This window comes from Gemmata sp., assembly GCF_051859125.1.
GTDB lineage: Bacteria > Planctomycetota > Planctomycetia > Gemmatales > Gemmataceae > Gemmata.
Window position 1 is genome coordinate 1 of sequence record NZ_JBHYGG010000287.1, and the last position, 12,204, is coordinate 12,204.

The window sequence follows — 12,204 nt, forward strand, 5'->3', positions numbered from 1 at the left end:
CGCTCGGGCTCGGACCCGTCCACCACCGTTCCGGTTCGATCGGACGTGGTACCACGTCCCCCGCCCGCCTTCAGCAAGTGACCGCGAGACCCACCTCGTTGCGTGCCGGCCGCGGGGGCGGTAGGCTGTGGGTCTCGCCGCGGATGCGCGCGAGTCTCACCCCTACAAGGCCCCTCCCATGCGCACGCTGCCCTGCGTCGTTTTCCTGCTCACCGCCACCGCCGTCGTGGCCGCCGACGAGTTCAAGCTCGAACCCGGCTACAAGCTCCTGTTCGACGGCAAGACCCTTAGCGGCTGGCAGACCAAGGCCGCCGGCAAGGACGGCAAGGCCGAACCGCTCGACGGCAAGACCGAGGCGTTCGCCGGCCGGTTCAAGGTCGCCGAGGGCGAACTCGTCATCGACCCGAAGGTGAAGGGCGACCGGTACATCGAGACCGTCGCCCCGGTGAGCGGCGACTTCACCGTGAGGTTCGACTTCAAGCCCGCCGACGGGTGCAACAACGACCTGCTGTTCCTGGGCACCAAGTTCGACATCAAGGTCGGCATCAAGGACGCGCTCAAGGGGGTGAAGGCCGGCGAGTGGAGCAAGCTCGAGATCGTCGTGAAATCGGGCTCGGCCGACTTCATCGTCAACGGCGAGAAGGCCGCGACCCAGAAGACCAAGGCCGACAAGGGGCCGTTCACCCTCCGCGCCGAGGGCGGCGCGATCGCGGTGAAGAACGTGCGTATCACGTCGGAAGCGAAGTAGTGGAGAGTGGAGAGTGGAGAGTGAACCCGCCGCTCGCCTGCGGTGTCTTCTTCGAACTACCAACTGTCAACCGCCCACTCCCCACTGAAATGCCATGCAAGTCTGGTTCACCGCCGACACCCACTTCGGGCACGGCAACATCATCAAGTACTGTCAGCGGCCTTTCCTGTCGCCCGCGGAGTTCGCCGCGACGCGGGCCGACCCCCGCAGCAAGCTCCGCATCTCCGACGAGACGGTCCGCCGGCACGACTCCGCACTTCTCGACTCCATCAACCAACTCGTGGCCCCCGACGACGTCCTGTGGGTGCTCGGCGACTTCTGCTGGGGCGGGCTCGCCGACGCGCGGCGGTACCGCGACCGCATCAAGTGCCGCACCGTGAACCTCGTGTGGGGGAACCACGACCGCGGCGACATCGCGCCGGCGTTCAACGACTGCATCGACCAGGGGATGGTGACCGTCGAGGGGCAGGAGATCTGGCTGAACCACTACCCGATGCGGAGCTGGGACAAGGCGTTCCACGGGAGCTGGCACTTCTACGGGCACGTCCACGGGCGGTTGCAGCGCGAGGACGCGGCGAAGCCGGCCGCGCTCACCAAGGACGTCGGCGTCGACGCGTGCGAGTACCGGCCGTGGAGCTTCGCGGAGTTGAAGGCGTACATGGCCCCGCGGGTCGCGGCGTTCGAGCGGCACAAGGCGGCGTTCGTCGCCGGCACCGACGACGGCTCGCTCCCGCTGTGATGGAAATGGTGGCACAGGCCTCCGGCCTGTGAGCGCATCCACAGGCCGGAGGCCTGTGCCACCAAACTGACGATTCACGCGGCCTTGTTCGGGGCGAGCTTCATCGGGGTGAACAGGAACCCGGCCGGCGCGGGGAGCCCGTTCGGGCCGAGCGGCCCGGTCTGGCTCCCGTTCCACTGGTGGTTCCGCAGGGCGGTCAGCACCCGCTCGGCCAGTTCCAGCGCGTTGCGGCCGTCCTCGCCGTTGACCCGCGGGCAGTTCCCGGTCCGCACGCAGTTGATGAAGTGCTTCAGTTCGGACGTGAGCTGGTCCCCCTTGCGGTCGCCGTCCAGGTTCAGCACCTGGAGGTAGCGGCCGAACACCTCGTCCTTGAGCCGGGCCTTGGCCGCGGCGTCGAGGTGCGTCACGTCGAGCCCGTGCTCGCGGACCTCTTCGCTCTGCTGCACCAGGGTGAGCTTGCGGGTGACGAAGTCGATGCCCGCGTACCCCTCCGGGGCCCACACCCGCAGGCGGCGCTTCGGGTGCCGGGTGATGCGGCTCGCGGTGACGTGGGCGACGCACCCGTTCTCGAACTCGAGCCGGGCGTTCACCATGTCCTCGTGCCCGCCGAACACGGCCGCGCCGACGGCCGACACGTTCCGCACCGGGGAGCCGACGAGCGACAGGAGCAGGTCGAGGTCGTGGATCATCAGGTCGAGGACCGCGCCGATGTCCACGGACCGGCCGGTGAACGGCCCGTGCCGCTCGGCCTCGATGAACTTCGGCCGGATGGGCCGGCGGGACAGCTCCTCGAACGCCGGGTTGAACCGCTCGATGTGGCCGACCTGGAACGGCACGTTGGCCTTCGCGGCCAGGGCGATCAGGTCGTCGGCCTCGGCCACGGTGCGGCACACCGGCTTCTCGACGAGGACCGGCACGCCGGCCTTCAGGAACGTGCTGGCGACCGCGTGGTGGTGGACGGTCGGGGTCACCACGCTGACCGCGTCGACGCGGCCGACGAGCGGGGCGATGTCGTCGTAGGGCGTGGTGCCGAGCTTGGCGGCGATGGCGCGGGCCTGCTCCGGGTTGGCATCGGCGACGCCGACCAGTTCGACGTCCGGGAGCCCGGCGAGGATGCGGGCGTGGTGCTGGCCCAGGTGCCCGACCCCGATCACAGCCATCCGCAAGCGCGTCATGTGAGCCTCAAGTCGTCGGGTGGTCGCGTCACCGTCTCGTCGAACGTCTTCGAGCCGGGGGTGGTTCGTTCGCGGTCAGGCCGCCGCGGCGGCGGGCGCCGGGGCCGGACCGGTGGCCCTCCGACTGGCGGCCGCCAGGGCCGCGAGCCGCAGGGACAGTTGCACGTTCAGCGCGTGCCCGGACCGGTACGCCACGACGTGCCCGGCCAGGTCCGCGCCGCACAGGGCGAGGTCCCCGAGGATGTCGAGCACCTTGTGCCGGGCCGGCTCGTCGGCGAACCGCACCCGGTTCCCGATCGGGCCGTTCGGGCCGAACACGAGCAGGTCGGCCGGGGTCAGGTGCCGGCCGATCCCCTGGTCGCGGAGCGCCTGGGCCTCGGCCTCGGTGACGAACGTGCGGCACGGGGCGACCTCGCGGGCGAACTCGTCGGGCCGCACGTCGAGGGTGAACACCTGGCGGTGGATCGGGCCGAAGTTGCCGTAGTCGAGCAGGTAGCTGACCCGCAGGCCCGGCTCGGGCGACGGGTGCAGGCCGATGGTCGCGCCGCCGGCGCTGATGACGACCGGGGCGGTGGCGGACCAGATGGCGCGGCGGGCCGGCTGCTCGACCGCCCCGCACCCCACGACGGCGGCCACGTACCCGGCGGCGGAGCCGTCCAGCCCGGGGGGCTCGGGGCCGTCGATGTCGATCTCGCAGTTGTCGATGCGCAGGCCGCTGAGGGCGGCGAGGAGGTGCTCGACCAGGGTGACGCCGCCGGCCGCGGGGCCGAGGGTGGTGCGGCGGCGGGTGTCGGTGACGAACGCGGCGTGGGCGGGAACGAGCGGCGCGCCCGGCCGGTCGGTGCGGCGGAACACGACGCCGGTGTCGGCGGGGGCCGGGCGGAGCCGGACCCGGACCGGGGAGCCGGTCACGATCCCGACGCCCTCGACCTTCACGGTGCCCGCCAGTGTCCGCTGCGCGCGGTGTCCGGTGACTCTCACGGGGTCAGCCTTTTCCGGCATCCTGCCGGTGTTCGTCCACGTCCCTGATGTCAGCCGGCCGCCCGCGGGTCACGCGGAACGGGGCGGGCCGGCGGGACTGTTATCGTCCCGCGGGCCCGCCCGAGTTTACCCCGTCACTGCTTCGGCTGCGGCTGGCCCATCGGGGCCGGCTGCGGGGCGCCCGGCGCGGGGCCGGCCGCGTCGGCCGGGACCGCCGGCGACGGGTACCAGGCGTTGAGCGTCTGGATGATGACCCCGGTCAGGTCCACGTGCTTGGCGACGTAGAACGGCGAGGCGGCGGGCGGCTTGAGCTTCAGCTCCTTCACCATCGCGCTGTCCTGCTCCTCCTTGGTCACCGCGTCCGGGTACGCGAACACCAGCGTGTACCCGTTCATCTCGGCGGTCTTGTCCACCACCGTCTTGATGTCGTCGTAGAGCTGCGAGATGATCTTGGTCGCGTCCTCGTTGAGCGACTTGCTCACCTCCTTGTCCTTGTCCTCGATCTGCCGGGCCAGGTCCACCATCCGCTTGGCCTTCTCCTCGCGGACCGCCGCGACCGTCGCCGGGTTCTGCGTCTCCTGCTGGAGCTTGATGTACTCGGCCCGCCACGCCATCATGTCTTTCGACAGCTCGTTCCGCTTCTTGTTCAGCATGGCCACCTGGTACTTGGCCTTGCCGTAGTCCCGCATCACCGCGGCCATGTTGAACACGGCGACGGTCGGTCGGGCCCCCGCGGCCGGGGCCGGCTGGCCCGCGGCGGGCGGTGCCGCGGCCGGGGCCTGGGCCTGCGACCCGTTGGCCAGGAGGAGCATTCCCCCGAACCCCAACACCCCCGCCAGGTACGCGCTTGAACGCTTCACTGCGTGCCTCCTCGTGATCGGTACGATGCGGCCCGGGGGTTCCGGTCCCCGACCCGCCTCGCGTCACCGGACGTCGAACGCCCGGCGACAGCGCCGGCCTTCCGTTCCCCTCGGTGCCGTGGGGGGTGCTTCTACCCAATGCTCACCCCCGGGTCAATCGGAATGCGAAGCCGGGCAACGCGGAACGGTCGGGGTAGGGAAACGCGGAGAACCGGGTACAGGCACGGGCGCGGACGAGAAAGCCAGGGGGCCACTTGCGCTTCGAGTCAGGTCCGTGCCCGCGTGCGTGCCCGATTTCCTTCGCCCTTTCTCTGACCCCGCGGAGCCGGGCAGCGCGGAAAGCGGGACGCGGGGTGCGGAACGAAATCCCGATCGGCCGATATGGGGGAGTGCGGCCTCAGAGGTTCGTCCCACGGTGCCCGATGATTCCCGCCCCGCGGCTGTGCGTCCCGCTCCTCGCCCTGTGCGCCGGCGCGCTGGCCGTGGCGCTGCCCGGCGGGTGCAACCGCAAGGCCCCGCGCGCCCCGACCACCGTCCGCGGGGCCGTCACGTTCCAGGGGAAGCCGCTCCCCGGGGCGCTCGTGGTGTTCAGCCCCGACCCGGAGCGGGGCGGGTCCGGGAAGTCGGCCCGCGCCCGGGTCGGCCCCGACGGCCGCTACGAACTGCGGCAGGCCGACCTCCCCGTGGTCGCGCCGGGCTGGTACCGCGTCGCCATCGCCGCCGAGCCGACGTCGCCGCCCCCCGGGGGAATCTTCCCGGCGAAGCTCTCGCGCCCGGACCTCTCGGGCCTGCTCCGCGAGGTGAAGCCGGACCGGGAGAACGTCTTCGAGTTCGCCGTCGAGGTGCCGCAGGTGGACGTCGCCGCTCGATAGAGCCCAGGTGCCCGGCGAGCCGGGAGCGTCAGCGACCGGAGGTGCGTGCTCACCAAGAACTCCGGTCGCTGACGCTCCCGGCTCGCCTCAAATCACGCACCCCCTCGCTTGCGCTCAGGGTTCGCCAACTGCGCACCAGCCCCTCTCCCCCTCCAGCCGGAATTGACACCGCGGCGGCGGGCGTGTTACGACACCGCACCCGGGCGCATTGCGCCGGGCCGCAGGACGCCGCCATGACCCCGGCCGCACTCCCGATCGCCGCCGCTCCCGAGCCGGGCACCGCCCGCGCGCCGGACGTGTCGGTGTGCATCGCGAGCTGGAACTGCGTCGGCCTGTTGCGGAAGTGCCTGCACTCGCTCCTCGAACAGCCGCAGGGCGTCGCGCTCGAAGTCGTCGTCGTGGACAACGCCTCGACCGACGGGGCCGCCGACATGGTCGCCCGCGAGTTCCCCCGGGCCCTGCTCGTGCGGAACGCCACGAACCGCGGGTTCGCGGCGGCGAGCAACCAGGCGGCCGCCCGCGCGAGCGGCCGCTACCTGTTCTTCCTGAACAACGACACCGAGGTGCCGCCGCACGCGGTCCGCAAGCTGCTCGACCACGCGCGCGCCAACCCGGCCGCGGGGATGTTCGGTCCGCGGCTCCGCGAGGCGAGCGGCGACGTCCAGATCTCGTACCGCCGCCGGCCCACGCTCCCCGCACTCCTGCACAAGCTCTCGGTGGTCCGGTGGACCGGGCTGTACCGCAAGGCCCACGCCGACTACCGCCGCGGCTCGTTCCAGCCCGACGCGGGCGTCCGCCCGGTCGAGGTGCTGATGGGCTCGGCCGTGTTCGTGTCCCGCGAGGTGTTCGAGGAGGCCGGCCGCTGGGACGAGCGGTACCGGTTCGGGGTCGAGGACATCGACCTCTCGACGCAGGTGAGCCGGCGGCGGGCGGTGGTGTACGCGGGCGACGTGGAGGTCGTTCACCACGGCCGCGCTTCGAGCCGCGAGAACATCGGGTACGTCGCGCCGAGCGTCGTCACCGGTTACGTCCAGTACTTCCGCAAGTCCGGCGTCGGCCGGTGTTCGCTGTTCTGGTACAAATTGGCCGTCACGCTGAACGCCCCGATCCAGATCGTCGAGAAGGCGGTCGAGGCCGCGGCGCGGTGGGTCACCGGTCAGCACCGGGACGCGAACCGCAGCTGGGCCACGGTCCGCGGCGTGTGGGCGTTCATGCGGCACGAGTTGGTGCGGTTCTGGCGGGCGTGACCGCCGGAGGGCAGCGTCGCGTCAGTATGGACGGCCGCGCCCGATGATCTCTGAGCGCGGCACCCCCTCACCCGGCTCGCAAAGCCTCGCCGACCTCTCCCCCGAGACCGGGGGCGAGGTGGGGCACCTGCGCCTTTCGCCAGCGCCGCGAATGTGTCAACTCATCGAGAAGGCCGATCACACCACCTCGCCCCCGGCTTTGCGGGGGAGAGGTCGCCGCGAGTCTTCGAGCGGCGGGTGAGGGGGTCTTCGTCCCAACTGCTGTTCAGGCAGCGTGACGCACCTCGGCGACCGTTGTGACAGGTGCGGGCACCGCGGCCGGAGCCAGGCCGGCACATCGGTAGCGCGCCCGGCAGCAGCCCAGGAACAGCGCGAGCGTCAGCCCGAACAGCAGCCCGTTCCACATCAGGAACTCGTACACCGTCTTCCCGACGATGTCCTTCCCGGTACACAGGCCGCCCGCCGCGACGAGCGCCGCAAGGCCGATCAGCACGCGGTCCCGGTGGGCGAACCCGACCCGCACGATGACGAGTTGCGCGAGGAGCAGCGGCGTGAAGTGCGGCTTGCTCGACATCGGCGAGAGCATGAGCATCAGCGCGCACACCACCGCGAGTTCCGCGGCGAGGACCGGGCCGGGCTCGACCACGCCCGACTTCCGCCAGAACGCGGCGAGCGCGACGACGCCCATCAGCGCGACGCACCCGAGGTTGATGAGCTTCAGTTCCCGCGCCGTCGGCCGCTCGGTCTTCGGCGCGACCGGCGCTGCGGGGTCGCCGGTGCGCTCGTAGGCGAGGAGCCGGAGGTTGATGCCGGCGAGCGAGTGGTTGAACCCGACGGCGCTGGCCCACTGCCCGGGGTCGCGGTTCGCGTCCGACATCGGCGTCAGGAACCGGTCCTTCCACAGCGCGAGCCGCGGCTTGCCGTCGGCCGGCGGGTACACGACATCGGGGAGCAGGTTCAGCCCGACCGCCGCGACCACGACCGCCCCCGCCGCGACGAACCGCCGCTTCCACACGAGGTACGGGGCGAACAGCAGCGGGGTACACTTGAACGCGGCCGCGAGGCCGAAGGCGAGGCCAGCAGGTATCGACCGACCGCGAGCGAGCAACAACCCGCCGGCCACCACGATCGCGGCGATGACGAGGTCCGACTGGCGGTTCGCGGCGGTGTCGAGCACGAACCCGACGACGAGCAGCGCGCCGAACCAGAACGCGGCGACATCGACCGCCCCGGTGCCGGTCCGCCCCGGGAGCCCGCGGCCGCCGCTGAGCCGCCACGCGCCGACGAACACGACCACGGCGCAGAGCACGTTCAACACCGCGAACGCGACGGTGCCAACGAGCGGCGGCACGAGCGTGAACGGCACCGCGAACAGCGCCCCGAACGGCGGGTACGTGTAGCCGTTCGCGCCGTCGAACACGTCGCCGTGCGCCCGCAGGTGCTGCGCCGCCGAGAGGTACACGACCTCCCAGTCCGCGGTCTTGCGGGTGAAGTACTGCACCGCGACGAGGCCGAGGAACCCGGCGATCATCAGGCGGCACGCCCAGATCGCGGGGCGACTGTCGGTCGTGCGGGTCGCGTCCATGACACCTCTCGTCGGGGCAAGCGGACCCGCGTGCGTACCACCCCGCGGCGCGTGCCGTCAAGGCCGCTTGCGTTTTGCCGGGCGCGGCGGCTGTTGTGTCCCCGGGTCTGGAGAAGGTAGGCGACTCGCTCCGCGAGTCGCGCCCCGGCGCATCGACCTCGCGGCCGGTTTCACTCGCGGAGCGAGTGACCTACCCTCCCGCAGCGGAGATCGACACTGCGTTTTGCCGGCCGCGCCGGGTGTGGTAGCATCGGTCGGTCCGCCCGACTTTCTGCACAGGCTCATTCCCATGCTCAGCGTCCCGCTCCGGTCCGCGTCGCGGCTCAGCGTTCTCGCCGTGGCGCTCCTCGCGGCGGGCGCGTCGGCCGCCGACGCGCCGCCCATCGACCCGGCCGACCTCCCGGGGCCGCTCGTCATCGTCGGCGAGGGGGACGTTCCCGACGACGCGAAGCAGGCGTTCCTCGAACTTGCGGGCACGGAGAAGGCGAAGATCGTCGTCATCCCGACGGCCGCCAAGAACGCCGATAACCAGGCCGCGCGGGCCTTCACGCAGGCGCTGCGCGACCTGAAGCCGAAGTCGGTCACGGTGCTGCACACCCGCGACCGCAAGGAGGCCGACTCGGCGGAGTTCGTGAAGCCGCTCGCCGACGCTACGGCGGTGTGGCTCGCGAACGGCGACCCCGAACGCTTCCTGGAGGCGTACCGCGGTACGGCCGTCGAGAAGGAGCTGAAGAAGCTCCACGCCCGCGGCGGCGTGATCGGCGGCTCGCTCGGCGGCGCGATGGCGCTGACCGACCGGCACATCGACGGCGACGGGCCGAGGACCGCGGCGGGGTTCGGGCTGTTGAGCGGCTTCATCCTCGACGGCGGCACGCGGCTGAAGGCGGCGGTCGCGGGGAACCCCGGGTACGTCGGCGTCGCGGTGGAGGGGGGCGCGGCGCTGCTGATCCGCGGCCGCGTCGCTCGCGTGATCGGGGACGACGGGGCGGTGCGCGTCGCGGTCGCGAAGGGCGGCGACCGGCCGGCGGTGTTCGAGGCGCACAAGGCCGGGGCACTCATGGACCTCGTGCAACTGCGCCGGGCGGCCGCGAACCGGGCCGCGAAGTCGCCGTTCCCGCCCGCCAAGCCGGCCGAGCCGGTCGTGCCCACGGGCACGCTCGTCATCATCGGCGGGGGCGGGTCGACGGCCGAGATGTGGGAGCGGTTCATCACGGCGAGCGGCGGGCCGGACGCGCTCATCGTCGTGCTGCCGACCGCTCTCGAAGACCCGCTCCCCGAGACCATCGGCGAGGTTTCTACACTGAAGCGGTTCGGCGCGAAGAACGTGAAGGTGCTGCACACCCGCGACCCGAAGGAGGCCGACGACCCGAAGTTCTCCGAGGCGCTCACCAAGGCCGGCGGGGTGTGGTTCGGCGGCGGCCGGCAGTGGCGGTTCGTGGACGCGTTCGGCGGCACGCTCACCGAGACTCGCATTCACGAGGTACTTGGTAGGGGCGGCGCGATCGGCGGCAGCTCGGCCGGCGCGAGCATCCAGAGCGAGTACATGCCCCGCGGGCACCCGCTCGGCAACACGGTGATGGCCGCCGAGGGGTACGAGAAGGGGTTCGGGTTCCTCCCCGGGTGCGCCGTCGACCAGCACTTCTTCGCGCGGAAGCGGTTCGCCGATATGACGGGGCTGATGAAGAAGTACCCGCAGTACCTGGGCATCGGGATCGACGAGGCGACCGCGATCATCGTGACGGGGAGCGTGGCCGAGGTGGTCGGCAAGAGCAAGGTGGCGGTGTACGACCCGCGGAAGAAGCCGAGCGGCGACCGCGACTACGAGGAGCTGAAGCACGGGGACAAGTACGACTTGAACATGCGCGAGAGGCTGGAGAAGTAAGGCACCGGGCCCACCCGTCGCGACGGGTGGGCCCGGGCCGACTCACTTCTTTTCCTTGACCGTCCACAGGTGGAGCATGTACTCGTCGCCGTCGGCCCCCTTCACGGGGACCGTCTTGTCGGGCGCCCAGTCGCCCATCGTGAACCGGTGCGACACGATCCGCGTGCCCGGCTTGAGCTGCTTCTCGAGGATCGGCCGCAGCAGGGCGTTGAACTCGTTGCCCATGTACAGTAGCACGACCGTCGCCTCGCTGTAGTCGCCCTGCTTCAGTGCGTCGCCCTCGATGATCTTGATCTTCTCGTCGAGCTTGGCCTTCTTGACGTTCTCGGTCGCCTCGGCGGCCTTTTTCGCGTCGATCTCGATGCCGACGCCCTTCTTCGCGCCCTTCTTCACGGCGGCGATGAGCATCCGGGCGTCGCCCGGGCCCGGCTCGTACACCACGTCGCCCTCTTTCACGCTGCCGAGCTTGAGCATCTCCTCGACGACGTCGTCCGGGGTCGGCACCCAGCGGATCACGGCCTTGTCCGGGGCCTTCGGGTCGGCCTTGGTCAGGTCCACGTTGATGTCGGCCGTCCCGCCCTTGAACTCGACCGACTTGGTGCGGGTCAGGGTCGTGTAGTTGTTCGGCCGCCACGTCACGCTGAACGTGTACTCGTAGGCCTTGTTGACCTCGAGGTCGGGGGTCTCGAACTCGCGGACGGTGCCGGTCGGCTTGGTGGCCTTCCCCTCGATCTGCAGTTCGGCGTCGTCCTGCGGCACGGAGATCTTGAGCTTCGACTTGGCCTTTTCGGCCTTCTTCTCCTGCGCCGTGCCGACGCCGGCGAACGCGCCGGAGAAGAAGCACAGGGCCAGTGCCAGGCCGAGCGTGCGGGCGGTGCGAACCGCGACCATCGTAACTCCTCGAAAGGAACGGGGGGAGGGACAGGGTGTTGGCGAGACACAAGTGTCTACGAAAGGAAGTAGTTATGCAAGGGGCCGGTGGCAACCGCGGTCCCGAATCCCGGAGGTGACAGAGAGGGAACGGTGGGACGAGCGTGGCGTCAGGGGCCGGCGGCCGCGACCGGGCTCTCGCTCAGGTCGACCTCGTGGAACCGGAGCCCGGTCGAGTCGTAGAACACGACCCGGTCCTCGTCGGCCGACCACACGGCGCTGGTGCGGAGGAGCCGCGGCCCCTCGACGTGGAACACGGTGCCGCACGTGCGGCCGCCCCGGCGGAGCGGGGTGCGGAACAGCGGCGTCTGCTCGGGGTCGAGCGAATCCCGCTCGCACAGCACCTTGCGGACGAACGCGGTCAGGTCTTCGAGCGCGGCGCACGCGACGACGGCTTGCGGCATGGGCGTCTCTGAAAGGAGGCGACCCGCTCCGCGGGTCGCACCAACCGCGTCGAGGGCGCACCGGCCGCTGTCGATCGCTGCTGGTGTCACTCGCGGAGCGAGTGACCCACTGTCTGTCGGCACGCCGGCCGCCGCGGGACGGGCCGCCCCGCCCGAACGGCGCGCGGCGCGCGTGAAACTGTGCCGCCTTTACCAGTCGTGCAACTGGCGCAGCGCCTCGTACAGCACGACGCCCACGCTCGTCGCGAGGTTGAGGCTCCGCACCGCCCCGGTCGGCATCGGGATCCCGATCAGCCGCTCGGCGTACTTCTCGCGGACGCCGGCCGGCAGCCCCTTCGACTCCGAGCCGAACAGCAGACAGTCGTTGTCGGCGAACGCCGCCCGCGTGTACGGCACCACCGACGGCGTCTCGACGCACCACACGCGGCCGCCGCCGAGCGCCGCCTCGAACTCCGCAAAGGTGACGTGCCGCACGACGTCGACCGCGTCCCAGTAGTCGAGGCCGGCGCGCTTCAGCGAGCGGTCGTCGAGCCGGAACCCGAGGCGGCCGATGAGGTGGAGCCGCGCGCCGGTGGCGGCGCACAGCCGGGCCACGTTGCCCGTGTTGGGCGGGATCTCGGGCTCGAACAACGCGACGTGCAGCATCGGCACCCCCGGCCGTGACGGTCGGGCGCATTGTACCGGCGCTGACGCGCCCGCCCCCGCGAAACCGACCTCGACACCGGCGAACACCGGTTCAGTTCCCGCGTCCGGCGAGGGAGAATCACGTGTGGGGCTGTCC

At 71.2% G+C, this 12,204-nt stretch carries 12 protein-coding genes; 5 read left to right on the top strand and 7 right to left on the bottom strand.

Annotation, left to right across the window (positions count from 1 at the left end; translation table 11 throughout):
* Positions 1-178 precede the first annotated feature (178 nt).
* Positions 179-748, top strand: a complete 570-nt coding sequence (locus tag ACTIGN_RS29770) for a 3-keto-disaccharide hydrolase (RefSeq protein ID WP_439630773.1) — start codon at positions 179-181, stop codon at positions 746-748.
* Positions 749-842: 94 nt separating this feature from the next.
* Positions 843-1,487: a metallophosphoesterase gene (locus ACTIGN_RS29775; protein WP_439630775.1), complete on the top strand. Its 645-nt coding sequence runs from the start codon at positions 843-845 to the stop codon at positions 1,485-1,487.
* A 74-nt stretch (positions 1,488-1,561) separates the two neighbouring features.
* On the opposite strand, the gene ACTIGN_RS29780 is transcribed toward ACTIGN_RS29775, so the two are convergent.
* The 3 genes from ACTIGN_RS29780 to ACTIGN_RS29790 all read right to left on the bottom strand — a co-directional run bounded on the left by ACTIGN_RS29780 (position 1,562) and on the right by ACTIGN_RS29790 (position 4,503).
* Positions 1,562-2,662: a Gfo/Idh/MocA family oxidoreductase gene (locus ACTIGN_RS29780; RefSeq protein ID WP_439630777.1), complete on the bottom strand. Its 1,101-nt coding sequence runs from the start codon at positions 2,660-2,662 to the stop codon at positions 1,562-1,564.
* A 75-nt stretch (positions 2,663-2,737) separates the two neighbouring features.
* On the bottom strand, positions 2,738-3,643 hold the full coding sequence (gene lpxC, locus ACTIGN_RS29785) for a UDP-3-O-acyl-N-acetylglucosamine deacetylase (protein WP_439630779.1): 906 nt from the start codon (positions 3,641-3,643) through the stop codon (positions 2,738-2,740).
* Positions 3,644-3,777: 134 nt separating this feature from the next.
* On the bottom strand, positions 3,778-4,503 hold the full coding sequence (locus ACTIGN_RS29790; protein WP_439630781.1) for an OmpH family outer membrane protein: 726 nt from the start codon (positions 4,501-4,503) through the stop codon (positions 3,778-3,780).
* Positions 4,504-4,925: 422 nt separating this feature from the next.
* On the opposite strand from ACTIGN_RS29790, the gene ACTIGN_RS29795 reads away from it, so the two are divergent.
* Positions 4,926-5,375, top strand: coding sequence for a carboxypeptidase-like regulatory domain-containing protein (locus ACTIGN_RS29795; protein WP_439630783.1), 450 nt, complete (start codon positions 4,926-4,928; stop codon positions 5,373-5,375).
* 233 nt (positions 5,376-5,608) lie between these two features.
* Entirely contained in the window at positions 5,609-6,622 is a 1,014-nt protein-coding gene (locus ACTIGN_RS29800) for a glycosyltransferase (protein WP_439630785.1), read from the top strand.
* A gap of 265 nt (positions 6,623-6,887) precedes the next feature.
* Here the strand turns inward: ACTIGN_RS29800 and ACTIGN_RS29805 are convergent, their stop codons facing one another.
* Positions 6,888-8,207, bottom strand: a complete 1,320-nt coding sequence (locus tag ACTIGN_RS29805; protein ID WP_439630787.1) for a glycosyltransferase family 87 protein — start codon at positions 8,205-8,207, stop codon at positions 6,888-6,890.
* 289 nt (positions 8,208-8,496) lie between these two features.
* On the opposite strand from ACTIGN_RS29805, the gene ACTIGN_RS29810 reads away from it, so the two are divergent.
* A complete protein-coding gene (locus ACTIGN_RS29810) occupies positions 8,497-10,089 on the top strand; it encodes a cyanophycinase (protein WP_439630789.1) in 1,593 nt (530 codons plus the stop codon).
* 42 nt (positions 10,090-10,131) lie between these two features.
* Here ACTIGN_RS29810 and ACTIGN_RS29815 read toward each other — a convergent pair whose 3' ends face one another.
* From ACTIGN_RS29815 to ACTIGN_RS29825, 3 genes are all read right to left on the bottom strand, one after another.
* Positions 10,132-10,980, bottom strand: a complete 849-nt coding sequence (locus ACTIGN_RS29815) for a TIGR03000 domain-containing protein (RefSeq protein ID WP_439630791.1) — start codon at positions 10,978-10,980, stop codon at positions 10,132-10,134.
* A 149-nt stretch (positions 10,981-11,129) separates the two neighbouring features.
* Positions 11,130-11,423 carry a hypothetical protein gene (locus ACTIGN_RS29820; protein WP_439630793.1) on the bottom strand — a complete coding sequence of 98 codons (294 nt, stop codon included), beginning with the start codon at positions 11,421-11,423 and terminating at the stop codon, positions 11,130-11,132.
* A 189-nt stretch (positions 11,424-11,612) separates the two neighbouring features.
* Positions 11,613-12,068: a tRNA (cytidine(34)-2'-O)-methyltransferase gene (locus ACTIGN_RS29825; protein ID WP_439630795.1), complete on the bottom strand. Its 456-nt coding sequence runs from the start codon at positions 12,066-12,068 to the stop codon at positions 11,613-11,615.
* Positions 12,069-12,204: the final 136 nt, after the last annotated feature.

Excerpts from the sequence above, each read along its gene's own strand:
- ACTIGN_RS29795 (WP_439630783.1), top strand. The coding sequence starts at position 4,926 with ATGATTCCCGCCCCGCGGCTGTGCGTCCCGCTCCTCGCCCTGTGCGCC.
- ACTIGN_RS29800 (WP_439630785.1), top strand. The coding sequence starts at position 5,609 with ATGACCCCGGCCGCACTCCCGATCGCCGCCGCTCCCGAGCCGGGCACC.
- ACTIGN_RS29775 (WP_439630775.1), top strand. The coding sequence starts at position 843 with ATGCAAGTCTGGTTCACCGCCGACACCCACTTCGGGCACGGCAACATC.
- ACTIGN_RS29825 (WP_439630795.1), bottom strand. The coding sequence starts at position 12,068 with ATGCTGCACGTCGCGTTGTTCGAGCCCGAGATCCCGCCCAACACGGGC.
- ACTIGN_RS29770 (WP_439630773.1), top strand. The coding sequence starts at position 179 with ATGCGCACGCTGCCCTGCGTCGTTTTCCTGCTCACCGCCACCGCCGTC.
- ACTIGN_RS29820 (WP_439630793.1), bottom strand. The coding sequence starts at position 11,423 with ATGCCGCAAGCCGTCGTCGCGTGCGCCGCGCTCGAAGACCTGACCGCG.
- ACTIGN_RS29805 (WP_439630787.1), bottom strand. The coding sequence starts at position 8,207 with ATGGACGCGACCCGCACGACCGACAGTCGCCCCGCGATCTGGGCGTGC.
- ACTIGN_RS29780 (WP_439630777.1), bottom strand. The coding sequence starts at position 2,662 with ATGACGCGCTTGCGGATGGCTGTGATCGGGGTCGGGCACCTGGGCCAG.
- ACTIGN_RS29810 (WP_439630789.1), top strand. The coding sequence starts at position 8,497 with ATGCTCAGCGTCCCGCTCCGGTCCGCGTCGCGGCTCAGCGTTCTCGCC.
- ACTIGN_RS29815 (WP_439630791.1), bottom strand. The coding sequence starts at position 10,980 with ATGGTCGCGGTTCGCACCGCCCGCACGCTCGGCCTGGCACTGGCCCTG.